The organism is Burkholderia sp. BCC0398 (assembly GCF_902833245.1).
Taxonomy (GTDB): domain Bacteria; phylum Pseudomonadota; class Gammaproteobacteria; order Burkholderiales; family Burkholderiaceae; genus Burkholderia; species Burkholderia sola.
The window spans coordinates 342,374-357,026 of record NZ_CADFEM010000001.1 but is presented as its reverse complement, the minus strand read 5'-3'; the positions used below and the strand labels follow the sequence as shown (position 1 = coordinate 357,026).

Sequence of the window (14,653 nt, the reverse complement as noted above, 5' to 3'; positions counted from 1 at the left end):
GCAAAAAGAAATGAATGCATCAATTCTGATTCTGTTTGGCACGGAGAGCGGTAACGCAGAGATGGTTGCCGATGATATTGCGATGTGCTTCGCCGAAAAAGATATGCCGAGCGTCGTCAAATCGATGGCGGATCAAGCCGTGGACGAACTGGAGGCTGTCAGTTTCGCGATCGTTGTTACTTCTACGTACGGCGAGGGCGATATGCCGGAGACGACCGAGCCGTTCTATCGCGCGCTCATCGCGAAGCGTCCCGATCTGGCTTCGATGAGATTTGCCGCGTTTGGGCTCGGGGATTCCAGCTACGAGAATTACAACCGTGCAATCGATCTATTGACTGAGATGCTCGCTTCGTGCGGCGCCACGCAAATTGGCGAAACGGGACGACACAATGCATCGAAAGGCATGCCTGCAAACCAGATGGCGGTGGCATGGTCCCAGGGCATCCTTTCGATTTTGGGCAAATAAGGGGGTTTCGATGAAAAATCAAACGGGCGATTTCATGAACGATCCTTACCTTCCGTGGGCGGACCTCGCGTTTCGCGACAACCCGTATCCGTGGTATGAGCGATTGCAACGCGAGGCACCGGTGTATCGGATTAGCGAACGTGAGTTCGTCGTCTCGAAGTATTCCGACTATGTGGAGTTTGCCAAGCATCCAGCGATGAGCATGGAGGAGCCGAACTGGGTGAAACCCCATCCGTGGCACGTGTTCAAGGAAAGTGTGCTGTTCTACGACCCGCCACGGCAGACGCTATTGCGGCGGCACTTCAACAAGTGGTTCACGCCGAAGATGGTCGCGGAGTGGGCGAAGCATACAAAGGCGCTTGTGAGCGACGCGCTGGACAATATCGCGCAAGATGGCATTGTCGAGGCCCATCACACTATTTGTGTCGTACCCACGCACGTCACGATGTGCCGCATCTTCGACATACCGGAAGACGACATCGAAGGTGTGATAGAGAACGGATTGCGTATTGTCATGGCTCAGTCTCCGGCTTCAACGAAGGCGCAGCTGGACGATGCGGTAGAGGGCTTCAAGTATCTGTTCGACCGGTGCAACGCGTTTGTTGCCGAGAAGCGCCGAAATCCTGGCAACGGTCTTGCGGACGCACTAATCGAGGCACAAGCGCGAGGCGAACTATCCGAGGCTGAAGTCGTCCAGGCCATGGTCAATTTTTTCTTCTCCGGTGCACCTAATCCGGCTTACGTACTCGCGTCGACGTTGGAGCATTTCACGCGCGAGCCTGAACTCTTCGACCTCTACAAAGCCGATCGAGAAAGCCGCCAGGCGATGATCAACGAATTCCTGCGCCTGTATCCGCCAGAGATGTCCTTCACTCGGTACAACAAGGCTGCGGTTACGATCAGAGGCACGGTGATCCCGGAAAATAGCGTCATTCGCTTCATGACGGCGGCAGTCAATCGGGATCCTGATGTGTTCGAGGATCCGAACACATTCGACCATACTCGTTCGATGCGTGAAAGCCAGATGCTGTCGTTCGGCATCGGAACACACAGCTGCGCGGGGCAATTGATCAGCCGCGTCGAGATCGAGGTGATCTTGTCAGCCATAGCGGAACGCTATTCACGCGTGGAGCTCGCCGGCTCTCCCGCGGTTCAGCACGACGATCGCATTCGCAACTATTTGACTTTGCCGTTGCGCTTTTCCTGAAGCGACCAAGGGCGCGAATCGGGGGATGCTTGCTGATCGGGGTATTCCGGATTGGCGCTCAAGGAGCGTCTCGCGAGCAACAACTGCTCGGGGCGCTCCCTTCATTCCGCTATCGGCGACCCGCCCGGTGTCGTCATGCGCACGCTGTCGACCGTATCGTCCGTTGCTTCCATCATTCCACATCCGCGCTCCGATAGCATGCCTTCCAAAAGCCGCTCGTCCGGTAAGTTTCCCGGCGATGTCCCAACCTCACGACATCAATGGTTCGCCGTATTTGCCGTCGCGGTCAGCGCATTTGCGTTCGTCACTTGCGAATTTCTACCGGTCGGCCTTCTGGCGCACATCGCTCTGGATCTGCATGTCACGTCCGGGACGGCAGGCTTGATGATGACTTTGCCCGGCGTGATGGCTGCCTTGGCCGCGCCGACCTCGGTGGTTGTTGCTGGAAAATGGGATCGCAGGTACATACTTTTAATATTAACCGGATTGCTGACGTGCTCAAGCTTCGTCAGTGCGTACTCGACGAACTTCACGACGATGCTTGCCGGCAGGGCACTGTTGGGGATCGCATTGGGAGGGTTCTGGACGCTCGCGACCGCGGCGGCGGGGCGCATGGTGCAAGCCCGGGATACGGCGCGTGCGATCGCATGCATCCTGGGCGGGGTTGCATCGGCTACTGTCATTGGTGTGCCGCTCGGGACCCTGATCGCTACGCTCGCGTCCTGGCGGGAATCGTTCGTTGCGACCGGTGTCCTCGCAACGGTAGCGCTCTTTGCGCAGGTCGCCTTCGTGCCGAAGCTGACAGCTGAAACCACCGTGGGCGTTCAGGACTTCATTTCGCTGCTGCGCCGGCCGCACGTGCGTCTGAGTCTGATGATGGTGGCGTTCGTATTCGGCGCGCATTTTTCCGCCTATACGTACCTGGAACCTCGTCTCGGAGAGGACTTTTCGGTATCGGAGATTTCAAGCCTGCTGATGGTGTTTGGTATTGTCGGCTTCATGTCGAACGTGACGCTTTCGGCGGTGATGGATGGCCACGTGAAAGTCGCCACCGCGATCGCGACGGCTCTGCTGTTCTTCGCATTGTTGCTGATGGTGGTACTGGATCATGCGCGAATCGGCGAGGCCGCAGCATTGTCGCTCTGGGGCGTAGCGTTCGGTGCAATCCCGTTGTGCTTCAGCATCTGGACTCAGCACGATGCCGCTGACTGCCCCGAAGTCGGTTCGGCGCTCTTCATTTGCGTTGTTCAAGTCGCCATCGCGATTGGGGCCGCCGTGGGAGGGCTGATCGTCGATCATATGGGCATACGAGCAGATTTCTCTATCGGGTGTATTTCCTCCGTGCTCGGGTTGGTGACCCTATGCACACTGAAGGCCCCATCGTGCGGGCAGCGGGCGTTTTTGCCTGCTACGGGTAGAACCGTAGTCGGCCAACATCCTGGCTCGTCACGCCGAGATAGCCCGCCAGTCTCTGAATAATCGCCATCCAATCCAACGATTCGCCTAACCATTTCCCGCTTCAGATCGCGGTCTGGAGTTGATGGGGTCGTGCGACATGGTGTCCCCACCGCAACCGCGAGGACGTACTTGCCGCGATCGGGGAATACGAACTCGCCGCCATCGTGACCGTTATGAAAGTGCAGCGTTGAAAGACCATCACGGTTCGAAGCGAAGCCTCGCTTCTCGGCCTTCGTCCCCCGGATGCTGATCGCTGACCCTTTGCAACTTCATTTACGTGCCACGTAGCGACCGCCGCAGCGTGTGGAGTAGCTGCAGCTTCGACATCGGCGTGCGTCTTCATGCTGCAGCGCACTCACGCGTAAACACGGAGTTTTGCGTCTTGCAAAGCCGTGTAGAGTGTGCGCAAAGAATATAAATATGCACAAAAAATCATCTTAGGCATTTCTTGTGCACATTGGCGACTTCGTAAACGGTATGGAGGAGACGACGGTGAAAAGGTGGGTCATTACGTCAATTGCCTGCGCGACCGCGGGTCTGGGCCCGGTATCGTGTGCCTATGGGCAAAGCAGCGTGACGCTCTGGGGCTTGCTCGATGCAGGTGTGTCATACATCAGCAATACCTCGGGCCACCCTGCATGGCGGCTCGACGACGGCATCGCGTTGCCCAACCTGCTGGGATTTCGCGGGACCGAGGATCTCGGTGGCGGCACCCGTGCGGTGTTCCAACTGGTGACGCAGTTCACGCTGCAGGGCAATCTCGTCGCTCAGAAGAGCAACGGGAGCGGTACCGGAACCGGGCTTTTCGCGCGCAATGCATGGGTCGGCCTCGATAACGCGCGCTTCGGCAAGCTCACGCTCGGACGCCAGTACGACTTCATGGTCGACACGCTGTTCGCCGATGTCGGGGCCGATATGGCGATGTACGGCGGCGGATTCTACGGCTTCCGGGATGGTCCGTTTGCGAAGCTCGGCATTCCCGATTCTCCACCGAACGAGGCGTTCGACTTCGACCGCATGAACGGCGACACGCCTCTTGGCAACGCGGTCAAGTACACGAGTCCTTTGCTGGGAGGATTCCGGTTCGGCGGAATGTACGCATTCGGCGGCGTGGCCGGGGATTTCCGCCAAAACAGCGCGGAAAGCTTCGGTGCCAGCTACAGTGCCGGCGCGTTTGCATTCGGCGCGGCCTATACGGACGTGCGTTATGCGTCATTGCTCGGTGACAGCATCAGGAACTACGGGCTCGGCGCGAAATATCGCGGCGACAAACTGCTGCTGACGGCGCTGTTCACTGACACGCGCAATACGCACAACGGCGCGGTTGTCAACGCGGCGGAGGTCGGCGCACTGTATCAGTTCACGCCGGTGTTCTCGACGAGCCTCGCCTATACCTACATGTGGGGGAATGAGGTTGTCGACCGCAATCACGCCCATCAATGGGGGGCCGTTGCGAAGTACCATCTGTCGAAGCGGACGGCCGTCTATCTGCAATCGATGTATCAGCTGACGAACGGGGGGGCGAATGCGTCGATCAACGGGACGTTCGGCCCGTCGAGCAATCGCTCGCAGTTCATCGGCCGGATCGGCATGCAAACGATGTTCTGATTGGTTCTTGCGACGGCGGCGCGCGTCGTCGTCGCAATGGAATTCATCCGCGCGCGGCAGTATCGGATACTGCGCTCGACTTACTGTACCGATGCCAATTGCCGTTCCAGTGCGGCGGCAACACGCGTCAACGTCCCTTCGATATGCTTGCGCAGCAATTTCGCTGCCTTGTCCTTTTCCCGCCCGATCGCCGCTTTCATCAGCGCCTCGTGTTCCGCGCCCTTGTGGCGTTCCTCCGTCCGATGGAGCGCCGAGTAGCGCCGATAGCGTTCGGCGCGGTCGAACAGCGATCCGACCATGTTCAGCAGCAGCGGGCTCGGCGTCGCGGACAGCAGCGCCATATGGTAGGCGCGATGGCGCTCCGACCAGTCGTCGTCGAGGGCCACCGGGCCGGTACCCATCCGCTTTTCGGCGAGGCTCAGCCGATGGAACGCCGTCAGCACGGCAACTTCCCAGTCGTCGTCGCCATGCTCGATGGAATCCATTAGCGCTTCGTGTTCAAGCAGGATGCGCAGGCGCGTGATGTCCTTGAAGTCGTCGATACTGATCGGTGCAACCCAGAAGCCGCGATTCTCGGTCGCCTGCACGATTCCGTCCTGCGCGAGGCGGTTCAGTGCTTCGCGAATCGGTGAACTGCTGAGACCGTAGATCTTCGACAGACTTTCGACTTTCAGGCGCGTGCCTGGCTCCAGTTCACACCGGATGATCGAGGTTTTCATCCGTGCGAAAGCAACATCGATGAGCGGGGCACCATTGGAGGCAGGTGTCGAATCCATGGCGTGGCATTCCGGATTGTCAATGCGGTAATTTTATGCGCAAAGCGCGCTTCTATGCAAGATTGACTCGAAAGGCTCGTCGAACAAAAAAAGCGCTCGGGCAAAGCACCGAGCGCTGAAGGCTGTTACATGATGCGCGTTCCGGATCAAGGGCTCGTTGCCGGCGCCTCAAGTGCTTGCGAGCCGTTGGTCGCTAGCGCGGCCACGAGCTCGTCGAGCAGCGCAAGCGCTTCCTGCAGCTCACGGCAACCACCGTACACATAGTGATCGGGGCGGGCGAGAACCACACGGCAATCGTGTTGAGCCATCCAGCCGGTCAGCACGCCACTGACGTCCTGATACGTATCCGGCGAGGCATCGGGCGTGAGCGCGTCGGGCCCGATCGAGACGAACCGGATCGCCGGATACTGCAGGCGATCGCATGCCTGCCGAAGTTGCGCGACGGTCGCGACATCAGTACGTGCGTCCACCGCGAGCCGGAAGGTCGCGCCGGTCACGTCGTCGAGCAGGCGCTCGTCGCCGGTGGACGTCCGCACGCGTGGTTGCGGAAACAGCAGCCCGCGTGGCCCGTCGCTCGAAGCGGACAGAAAGCCGTCGCTCAATCCCGGGATCAACGATTGCCGGACCATTCCCTGCGGATTGGCGGCCATCTCCGCATGCAAGCGCTCGTCGCGCGCGCTGGCCGCGACCGGATCGCGTTCACAGATCAGCTTGCCCAGTTCCTTCGTTACGAGTGTCGTGCGCTTGACGTGCGGCAACCGTTCAGCCTGGTAACTGTCGAGCAGTGCCGTACCGGCCTTGCCACGCGTAACCATCGCGAGCTTCCAGACGAGATTGGACGCATCCCGGATGCCTTGACACATTCCCTGCGCGAGGAATGGCGGTGTCATGTGCGCCGCGTCGCCGAGGAAGAATATCCGCCCGGCCCGCCAGCGGCGCAGCACGAGCGCGTGAAACCGGTAGGCGGATGCACGCCAGATCTCGTATTCGTCGTCTGCGAGCCAGCGCGAAATCAGCTTTTTCACGAACTCGGGCCGGCAGGCCTCGGCAGGCGTCTCGTCTGCGTTGATCATGAACTCCCAGCGACGGCAGCGGCCGGGGCCGACGACGAACGTCGACGGGCGCGCGATCTCGCAATACTGCACGTTGGTTGCCGGCAGGCTCTCGCCGGCACCGTCTTTGAGCATCACGTCGACGACGAGCCACGGCTCGTCGAAGTCGAGATCCTCCATGTCCAGGCCGAGCCGCGTACGGATCGGGCTCGTTCCTCCATCGCAGGCCAGCACATGGCCTGCGGTGAACGTGCGTTGCTCGCCCGACGCCAGCGCGATTGTCACGGATGCGGCATCGTCGTGCGATTCGACCGCGGTCGCTTCCGCACCGAGCTCGACTCTGACCGACGGGTAGCCGGCGAGATTGTCGCGCAGGATCCCTTCGATTTGCGGCTGCATGAACACGTAGTTCGGTGCCCAGCCGAGCTGGTACGGCGGGGCTGCCGCGTCGATGCGGCGGATCACCCGCGTGTCGGTCGTCCGGTATTCGGACGGGCGGTACGGCATCACGTATTGCGCGATCCTGTCTGCGATCCCGAGGTTGGCCAGGATTCGCATGATTTCCTGGTCGAATCCCATTGCCCGTGGCTTGTCGTAGACAGTAGGCGACTTGTCGACGACCAGCGTGCGCAGGCCGGCCTGACCGGCCAGGTTGGCGGCGACTGCACCGACCGGGCCGAGACCGACAATGATCAAATCGAAGTCCACATCTCCTCCATGTTCATATTCGTTCCGCCAGAGCCGACCACGTTCGCCCGGCGGTGCGGGCGGGTCCACCGGACCGTCGCCCGACTGATCTCAGTATGCCTTCGTGTAGGCGGTCTTGACGGTCGTGAAGAATTCGGCGGCGTATCGGCCTTGCTCGCGCGGGCCGTAGCTCGACGACTTCGTGCCACCGAACGGCACGTGATAGTCGACCCCCGCGGTGGGCACGTTGACCATCACCATCCCGCTGCGCATGTGTTGCCTGAAATGCGTCGCATGTTTCAGAGACGTCGTACAGATGCCGGCTGACAATCCGAACTCGCTGGCGTTCGCGATCTCCAGCGCCTCGTCGTAATCCTTCGCCGGGATAGCGCACGCGATCGGGCCGAAGATCTCCTCGCGCGCGATGCGCATCGTCGGTGCCGCATCGGAGAACAGCGCCGGCGTCAGAAAATGGCCTCGTGTGCTGCGGACGACGGTCGTACCGCCGCAGATCAGCGTCGCCCCTTCATTCCGGCCGATTTCCACGTACGCTTCATCCAGTCGCAGTTGCTCGCTGTCGACAACGGGTCCGATTTGCGTGTCGGCGTCGAGCGCATGCCCGACGCGGAGTTGCCCGAGCGCCTCCGCAACACGGTTGACGAAGCGCGTGTAAATGCCTTTCTGCACGATGAAACGGGACGATGCGGTGCAGCGCTGCCCGGTCGAGTAATAGGCGCCCTGTATCGCACAGTCGACGGCGACGTCGAGGTCCGCGTCGTCCAGGATGACGAGCGGATTCTTGCCACCCATCTCGAGCTGCATCCGCTTGAACTGGCGCGCGCCCTGCAGCAGCAGGTTCCGCCCGGTATCGACCGATCCGGTGAACGAGATCGCGTGGATGTTCGGCGAGGCGACCATCGCGTTGCCGACGACACTGCCGCGCCCCATCACGAGATTGAATGTGCCGGGCGGAATGCCGCTGCGGTGGATGATGTCCGCGAGCGCCCACGCGGATCCCGGGACGAGGTCCGCCGGCTTGAAGACGACGCTGTTGCCGTGCGCCAGTGCCGGCGCGATCTTCCAGGCCGGAATGGCCATCGGGAAGTTCCACGGCGTGATGATGCCGACGACACCGACCGGCTCGCGCGTGATATTGACGTCGACGAGCGGTCTGACCGACGGCAGGGACTCGCCGCCCGAGCGCACCGCTTCGGCGGCGTGGAACTTGAATATCTGCCCGGCACGCGCGACTTCGGCAATGCCCTCGGCAAGCGTCTTGCCTTCTTCACGCGATAGCAGCGTACCGAGTTCCGTCTGCCGCGAGAGCAATTCGCTGCCGATCGCGTCGAGTGCATTCGCTCTGGCCTGGATGCCGTTGTTCCGCCAGCCGCGTTGAGCGTCGCAAGCGGCGTCGATTGCCTCGTGTGCCTGCTCGACATCCGCGTACGCATAGTCGCCGATTGCGTCGTCGAGATCGGACGGATTGATGTTGCGGCGTGAAGTGGCGCCGGTGCGCCACGACTCGCCGATCAGATTGCACTTCATGACCAGTGATCTCCCCCAGTTTCGCAGGGTGGCGTCCGCCTGCCGTCGAATGCGGCGGACGCTACGGATTGGTATGTCTATTCGTCGAATGCGGTGCGTTGGGCGGCGATGCGGTCGCGCATTGCCGCGATCCATGCGTCGCGCGTCAGGAAGCCCGGGCGGCGCTGGCACATCGCTTCCGTCCGTCTCAGGACTTCAGCGCTCGGGAGATCGAGATCGAGCGGCTCGCGACAAGGCTGCGCGGTGAAGAACGGGCTGTCGACGTAGAGTTCGATCGGATTGCCTTCAGGATCCTTGAAATAGATCGACCACGCGTTGCCGTGATCGACTTGCTCGATACCGGCGACGCCCGCACGTTTCGCGCGTTGGTAATACGTGCGCAGATCGTCCAGCGAATCGAGCAGGAAGGAAAGCTGGTTGACCGGGTTGAAGGGGAGGTCGGTGGGCTTTCCATCGAACAACACGAGCTGATGATGGATTTCCGGATCCTGCGTCATGAAGTACAGATTGTGTCCGGTCGACGCGACACCCTTGTCGCTGATCACGAACCCGAGTGCCTTGCGGTAATAGTCGACCATCCGGTCGAGGTCGCTGCAGAAGATGCCGCAGTGAGTGAACTGAATTTTCGGCAGTGCCGCCATGATCGTCTCCTGATTGTTCGAGTATCGCTCACGCTTCGTCGGCCACCGGGTTCGACAGCGTGCCGATTCCCGGAATCACCACGTCGAAGGTGTCACCGGGCTTCAGGAATACCGGCGGCTGGCGCTTGAAGCCGATCCCACTCGGGGTGCCGGTCGCGAGGATGTCGCCCGGCTGCCAGTCGAGCGCCTGCGATACGTATGCGATCAGGGCCGGAATGTCGAAGGCGAGTTCGGACAGCTTGCCGATCTGCATCTGTTCGCCATTCAACAGACCGTGTACCGAGAGTTCGCGGTAGTCCGGAATTTCGTCGGCCGTGACGAGCCACGGGCCGAGCGCGCCGGTGCCGCGGAAATTCTTGCCCATCCCGTACTGGTGCGTATGGAACTGCCAATCACGGACGCTGGCGTCGTTGAAGCACGTATAGCCGGCAACGTGGCTCATCGCGTCTTCCGGTGCGATATGCGAACCGCCGCGGCCGATGACGACCGCGAGTTCGGCCTCGAAATCGAAATTGTCTGAAATGGTCGGACGAATCAGCGGCGCACCGTGCGGCAACAGGGTTTCCGCGTAACGATGGAAGATGACAGGGTACTTGCCGACCGTGCGCCCGGCTTCCGCTGCGTGCGCGACATAGTTGATGCCGACGCAGATGATCTTGTTCGGGCGTGGAATGACCGGCTCGAGCTCGACATCGGCCGACGGGAAATCCGCGGTCGCGGCCGCGGCGACGAGCCGGCGTGCTTCGTCCAGCGCCGCGTCATCCGCGAGCAGTGAAGCGAGATCGGCCAGCGCCGGCATGCGCGACGCGAGATCGACGATCCCTTGTTCCTTGATTGCACCGAAAGCGGCCTTGCCGGCCCGGCGATACGACACGAGTTTCATTGCTCCTCCGTTTGGGCATAAAGCATGTTTTTATGCATATTACATCGGAATGGATATAATGCAAGCACGGGAGCACAAACTGGCTCCCGGCGATCCGAACAATTTCCGTGGAGCAGAAAGATGCCGCTGGTCAATGTCAGAAAGATCAAGCTCGATGTGGAGGAGGTCTGGCACGAAGGGGGAGAGCGCGTGAGCGAGCCGCTGCGGGTTGCGGTCGCGACCGCCGTCGTCGCGAATCCGTATGCGGGGCGGTACGAGCCCGACCTGCTGCCGTTCATGCAGGCGCTGCGCGAACTCGGGCATGACCTCTCGTCGCGCCTCGTGGCGCTGCTCGGCGGCGCGGAGAACGTCCAGGCGTACGGAAAGGGCGCGATCGTCGGCGAGGATGGCGAACTCGAGCATGGCGCCGTATGGCATGAAGCCGGCGGCTGGGCGATGCGGGAATCGCTGGGCCAGCCGAAAGCAATGGTGCCGTCGGCCAAGACGATCGGCGGCGTCGGCACGCGCCTGATGGTTCCGCTGGGCCATATTCAGGCGTCTTATGTCCGCAGTCACTATGGCACGTGCGAGCTAACCGTCTGGGATGGCCCGCGCCGCAACGAGATCGCGTTCGCACTCGCGATGGCGACGGGCGGGCGCGTGCACGCGCGACTGGGCGGCCTCGCGGCGTCGGACGTCAAGGGTCTCGACGGCCTGCGATGAAGTTCAGGCGGAATCTGTGTTTTTGTGCATAAAAATTGATATCATGCATTGAGCGTGGTCCGTGTCGCGGGTAGATGGCCGGGCCAGTGACTGTGTGTGTGGCGAATACACGAAGAGTGATAGACCGGAGACAGACATGACGAAGATGATGCGAGCAGCACGTATGCACGATGTCGGCGCACCGATGGTGGTGGAGGACATCCCGGTGCCGTCGCCGCGGCCGACCGACGTGCTGGTGAGAGTCAAGGCTTGCGGGATCGTGCCCAACCTCGGCAACGTGCTGAGCAACTGGCAGAAATGGTTTCCCCACCTGCCGCTGCCCCGGCTGCCGGCGATTTTCGGTCTCGACGCGACGGGCGTGATCGAGGAGGTTGGCAGTCAGGTCCATGCGTTCAACGTGGGGGACCGCGTCTATGTGAATCCGGCGCGCTATTGCGGCGGTTGCCGCGCGTGCCGCTCGGGTGATACCACGGCCTGTCCGTACTACACATTCAACGGCTATTTCGGGTTCAGCCAGCGATCGCAGGCCATCTTCGACGACTATCCGTACGGCGGGCTGTGCGAGTTCATGACCGCGCCGCAATACAGCCTGGTCAAGATACCCGACAACCTGAGCCATGAGACCGCGGCGCGGTTCGGCTATCTCGGCACCGCCTATCGTGCGCTGAAGAAGGCGGAAGTCGGGCCGAGCAGCACGATCCTGATCAACGGCATCAGCGGGACGCTCGGTATCGGGGTTGCACTGTTCGGGCTCGCACTTGGCGCGCGGAAGATTCTCGGTACCGCACGCAACAAAGAGTTGCTTCAGCGCGTGAAGGCGATTGCGCCGGATCGCATCGAGATTCTGGCGCTCGATGACGAGCCGGTCGACGCATGGGCGGCGCGCATCACGCGCGGGGAAGGTGTCGATGCGGTGATTGATGCGCTCGGACCGGGCGCACCGCATACGACGCTGCAAGAATCGCTTAAGACGCTGCGCCGTGGCGGCCATCTCGTCAATGTCGGCGCGGTTGCCGGCGACGTGCCGGTAAATCTTCACTACATGATGGACAACGACCAGCGCCTGAGCGGCTCCGCGTGGTTCACGGCCGGGCAAGGACAGGAAATGGCGGACATGGTCGAATCCGGCGTCGTCGACCTGTCGGTCTTCGAACACTGCACGTTCAAGCTGGAGGACATCAATGTCGCGCTGGGCGGGATCGAGAATCGCAATGGCGGCTTCAGCAACTACGTGATCTGTCCGTAAAGCACATCGGCGACACTTCCGCGTCACATCGGCGCCGGGGTGTCGTCGGCCGAAAGCGTTTCCTTACAGCGAGGCAACTCATGCACATTCGACGCGTGGTGACCGGCCGTGATCCGCACGGCCGGTCTGTCGTGATTTCCGATGGCCCGACACCCCGGACTGTCCTGTTCGACTCCATTCCCGGACATGCATTCGCACAGGTGTGGACGACCGCGGCATCTCCGTCGATGGCGACGACGGCCGATCCGACGGTCGGAAAAGACACCCTGATTCCGCCGGCCGGCGCGACCAGTCTCCTGGTCGTCACCTTTCCGCCGGATCAGGTCATGGCGGCTCCGCAGTTCGATCCGGCAGCAGCGGCAAACGAATGTGTCGCGCGCATGCCGGATCTTGCAGCGACGTTCGAGCCTGACCATCCAGGCATGCATGCGACCGAAACGGTCGACTATGCGATCGTGCTGTCGGGAGAGATCTGGCTGGAGCTCGATGACGGGGAGGCGACCCGGCTCGGGCCAATGGATGTCGTCGTGCAGAACGGCACGCGCCACGCATGGCGCAACAAGGGGAACAGCCCGGCGATCGTGGCGTTCTTCATGGTCGGTGCGACGCGCACGTGATGCGCGCGCATGGCCTTTCGATGGTCGATCTGGAGGAAAACGGAATGAGCGAGCCGCTCGATACCCGCGCGCGCCAGCAGCTATTTACCGACGCACGCAGCCAGAACGCGTGGTTGGACCGAGCGGTGCCCGATGCGGTGCTGCGTGACCTGTACGAACTGACCCGATGGGGCCCGACGAGCATGAACTGCTCGCCGATGCGCGTCGTGTTCGTGCGGTCGCTGCTGGCGCGCGAAAAGTTGTTGTCGGCTGTTTTTACGGGGAACGTCGAGAAAGTGCGTACCGCGCCGGTCGTTGCGATCATTGCGCAGGATGTGGCGTTCTACACGCAGCTCGACAAGCTGTTTCCGCATCGGCCGGGTGCAGGGAAGATGTTCATCGAGCAACCGGAGCTGGCGCGAGATACATGCTTTCGCAACAGCTCGCTGCAGGGTGGCTATTTCATCATGGCGGCGCGCACGCTCGGTCTCGACTGCGGGCCGCTCTCGGGGTTCGACGCGGCCAGGGTCGATCAGTTGTTCTTCGACGGGACGGCACTGCGCGTGAACTTTCTTTGCTGCCTCGGGTATGGCGATCCGGACGGCCTGTTTCCCCGCAGCCCGCGGCTCGATTTCGACGACGCTTGCGAGGTTCTGTAGGTTATAGGCGCGGCGACGAAGCCGGTTCGCCGCCCATACGCTTCAGCTGAGGCGCACACTTGCGAAACGCTGTTTCGATCAGATGCAGTCACTGTGCGCGCCGGTGATGCCGAGCACCGCGTGATTGAGCCATGTGCGCAATGTTCTCGTTGTATCGTCGCGCTTCGCCGCTCAGCCATTCCCGAAACGCCGCCAGCGTCGAGCTTTCCGCCTTGGCTTCCGGGTAGATCAGGAAGTACGCATTCCCGGTCGGATGTTCGTAGCGACCGACCTGAACCAGCGTCCCTCTCGATAGTTCGTCCTCGACGAGCAGGCGAGGAATCAGTGCGATTCCGATTCCGCTCGACGCCGCTTCCGCAAGCATCGAGAACAGTTCATAACGCGGTCCGGACAGGTCGCCTTCCATTTCGAGTCCTTGCGCCGCGAACCACTCGCGCCATGCGTACGGCCGCGTACTTTGCTGCAGCAACCGATAGCGCCGCCAGTCCGCCTGGGTCGGCTGGGTGCGCGACGCGACCAGCTTCGGGCTGGCGACCGCGATCACGCTTTCCTGCATCAGCAAATCGCCGGCCGTACCGGGCCACGGCGCGGGGCCTGCGTGGAGCGACGCGTCGAACCCTGTCGCATCGAACATGAACGGACGCGGCATGGCGGTCAGATTGACGGCGATGTCCGGATGCGTATCGATGAACGCCGGCATGCGCGGCAGCAGCCAACGGGTTGCGAAGGTCGGCACGGCCGCGAGCTCCAGGGTACCGCCTTTGCCGCCCGTCGCCATCATCTCCAGCGCGTCGTATTCGATCTGATCGAGTCTCGATGCCACACGGCGGCTGTACGCCGCACCGGCTTCGGTCAGTGTCACGCCGCGTCGGGTGCGCCGAAACAGCTTCACGCCGAGAAATTCCTCGAGCACACCGATCTGACGACAGATCGCACTTTGCGTGACGGCGAGCTCGTCCGCCGCTTTTGTGAAGCTCTGGTGGCGAGCGGCGGACTCGAATGCGGACAAGGCCGTTGTGGAGGGGATCGTGCGGCGCATGATGCGTGTCCAGGTGAGTAATGAAATTAACGAGTGATATTTTTGCACATGTCGGTGCAAACAAATCGTTTGTTTTGGCGCTACGTGG

Annotated in this window: 14 protein-coding genes; 8 read left to right on the top strand and 6 right to left on the bottom strand. The window is 61.6% G+C overall.

Features of this window, described 5'->3' with window-relative positions:
- The first annotated feature begins 10 nt into the window (after positions 1-10).
- The 4 genes from HWX76_RS01565 to HWX76_RS01550 all read left to right on the top strand — a co-directional run bounded on the left by HWX76_RS01565 (position 11) and on the right by HWX76_RS01550 (position 4,739).
- A complete protein-coding gene (locus HWX76_RS01565; protein WP_050011195.1) occupies positions 11-466 on the top strand; it encodes a flavodoxin domain-containing protein in 456 nt (151 codons plus the stop codon).
- Positions 467-476: 10 nt separating this feature from the next.
- Positions 477-1,673: a cytochrome P450 gene (locus tag HWX76_RS01560; protein ID WP_176015406.1), complete on the top strand. Its 1,197-nt coding sequence runs from the start codon at positions 477-479 to the stop codon at positions 1,671-1,673.
- A 51-nt stretch (positions 1,674-1,724) separates the two neighbouring features.
- Positions 1,725-3,152 (top strand): MFS transporter, encoded by a 1,428-nt coding sequence (locus tag HWX76_RS01555; RefSeq protein ID WP_176015405.1) that lies wholly within the window; start codon positions 1,725-1,727, stop codon positions 3,150-3,152.
- Positions 3,153-3,608: 456 nt separating this feature from the next.
- The gene (locus HWX76_RS01550) at positions 3,609-4,739 is read left to right on the top strand and encodes a porin (RefSeq protein WP_080334124.1); all 1,131 of its coding nucleotides are present in this window, start codon (positions 3,609-3,611) and stop codon (positions 4,737-4,739) included.
- Positions 4,740-4,819: 80 nt separating this feature from the next.
- On the opposite strand, the gene HWX76_RS01545 is transcribed toward HWX76_RS01550, so the two are convergent.
- From HWX76_RS01545 to HWX76_RS01525, 5 genes are all read right to left on the bottom strand, one after another.
- Positions 4,820-5,515, bottom strand: coding sequence for a GntR family transcriptional regulator (locus HWX76_RS01545; RefSeq protein WP_050011193.1), 696 nt, complete (start codon positions 5,513-5,515; stop codon positions 4,820-4,822).
- 146 nt (positions 5,516-5,661) lie between these two features.
- Positions 5,662-7,275 (bottom strand): bifunctional 3-(3-hydroxy-phenyl)propionate/3-hydroxycinnamic acid hydroxylase, encoded by a 1,614-nt coding sequence (locus HWX76_RS01540; RefSeq protein WP_176015404.1) that lies wholly within the window; start codon positions 7,273-7,275, stop codon positions 5,662-5,664.
- A gap of 90 nt (positions 7,276-7,365) precedes the next feature.
- On the bottom strand, positions 7,366-8,799 hold the full coding sequence (locus HWX76_RS01535) for an aldehyde dehydrogenase family protein (protein ID WP_176015515.1): 1,434 nt from the start codon (positions 8,797-8,799) through the stop codon (positions 7,366-7,368).
- Between the two features lie 77 nt (positions 8,800-8,876).
- A complete protein-coding gene (locus HWX76_RS01530; RefSeq protein ID WP_050011190.1) occupies positions 8,877-9,440 on the bottom strand; it encodes a VOC family protein in 564 nt (187 codons plus the stop codon).
- Between the two features lie 28 nt (positions 9,441-9,468).
- Positions 9,469-10,323, bottom strand: coding sequence for a fumarylacetoacetate hydrolase family protein (locus HWX76_RS01525; protein ID WP_124638683.1), 855 nt, complete (start codon positions 10,321-10,323; stop codon positions 9,469-9,471).
- Between the two features lie 120 nt (positions 10,324-10,443).
- On the opposite strand from HWX76_RS01525, the gene HWX76_RS01520 reads away from it, so the two are divergent.
- From HWX76_RS01520 to HWX76_RS01505, 4 genes are all read left to right on the top strand, one after another.
- Positions 10,444-11,025 carry an amino acid synthesis family protein gene (locus HWX76_RS01520; RefSeq protein WP_124638684.1) on the top strand — a complete coding sequence of 194 codons (582 nt, stop codon included), beginning with the start codon at positions 10,444-10,446 and terminating at the stop codon, positions 11,023-11,025.
- A 136-nt stretch (positions 11,026-11,161) separates the two neighbouring features.
- Positions 11,162-12,271: an alcohol dehydrogenase catalytic domain-containing protein gene (locus tag HWX76_RS01515; RefSeq protein WP_050011187.1), complete on the top strand. Its 1,110-nt coding sequence runs from the start codon at positions 11,162-11,164 to the stop codon at positions 12,269-12,271.
- Between the two features lie 80 nt (positions 12,272-12,351).
- Positions 12,352-12,888 (top strand): cupin domain-containing protein, encoded by a 537-nt coding sequence (locus HWX76_RS01510; RefSeq protein ID WP_124660031.1) that lies wholly within the window; start codon positions 12,352-12,354, stop codon positions 12,886-12,888.
- 44 nt (positions 12,889-12,932) lie between these two features.
- Positions 12,933-13,526, top strand: coding sequence for a malonic semialdehyde reductase (locus HWX76_RS01505; RefSeq protein ID WP_050011388.1), 594 nt, complete (start codon positions 12,933-12,935; stop codon positions 13,524-13,526).
- Positions 13,527-13,614: 88 nt separating this feature from the next.
- Here the strand turns inward: HWX76_RS01505 and HWX76_RS01500 are convergent, their stop codons facing one another.
- On the bottom strand, positions 13,615-14,565 hold the full coding sequence (locus HWX76_RS01500) for a LysR substrate-binding domain-containing protein (protein ID WP_050011185.1): 951 nt from the start codon (positions 14,563-14,565) through the stop codon (positions 13,615-13,617).
- Between the last annotated feature and the right edge of the window lie 88 nt (positions 14,566-14,653).

Bases quoted from the DNA above. Each gene is read 5' to 3' on its own strand.
- HWX76_RS01565 (WP_050011195.1), top strand. From the start codon at position 11: ATGAATGCATCAATTCTGATTCTGTTTGGCACGGAGAGCGGTAACGCA.
- HWX76_RS01560 (WP_176015406.1), top strand. From the start codon at position 477: ATGAAAAATCAAACGGGCGATTTCATGAACGATCCTTACCTTCCGTGG.
- HWX76_RS01550 (WP_080334124.1), top strand. From the start codon at position 3,609: ATGGAGGAGACGACGGTGAAAAGGTGGGTCATTACGTCAATTGCCTGC.
- HWX76_RS01545 (WP_050011193.1), bottom strand. From the start codon at position 5,515: ATGGATTCGACACCTGCCTCCAATGGTGCCCCGCTCATCGATGTTGCT.
- HWX76_RS01535 (WP_176015515.1), bottom strand. From the start codon at position 8,799: ATGAAGTGCAATCTGATCGGCGAGTCGTGGCGCACCGGCGCCACTTCA.
- HWX76_RS01530 (WP_050011190.1), bottom strand. From the start codon at position 9,440: ATGGCGGCACTGCCGAAAATTCAGTTCACTCACTGCGGCATCTTCTGC.
- HWX76_RS01525 (WP_124638683.1), bottom strand. From the start codon at position 10,323: ATGAAACTCGTGTCGTATCGCCGGGCCGGCAAGGCCGCTTTCGGTGCA.
- HWX76_RS01520 (WP_124638684.1), top strand. From the start codon at position 10,444: ATGCCGCTGGTCAATGTCAGAAAGATCAAGCTCGATGTGGAGGAGGTC.
- HWX76_RS01515 (WP_050011187.1), top strand. From the start codon at position 11,162: ATGACGAAGATGATGCGAGCAGCACGTATGCACGATGTCGGCGCACCG.
- HWX76_RS01510 (WP_124660031.1), top strand. From the start codon at position 12,352: ATGCACATTCGACGCGTGGTGACCGGCCGTGATCCGCACGGCCGGTCT.
- HWX76_RS01505 (WP_050011388.1), top strand. From the start codon at position 12,933: ATGAGCGAGCCGCTCGATACCCGCGCGCGCCAGCAGCTATTTACCGAC.
- HWX76_RS01500 (WP_050011185.1), bottom strand. From the start codon at position 14,565: ATGCGCCGCACGATCCCCTCCACAACGGCCTTGTCCGCATTCGAGTCC.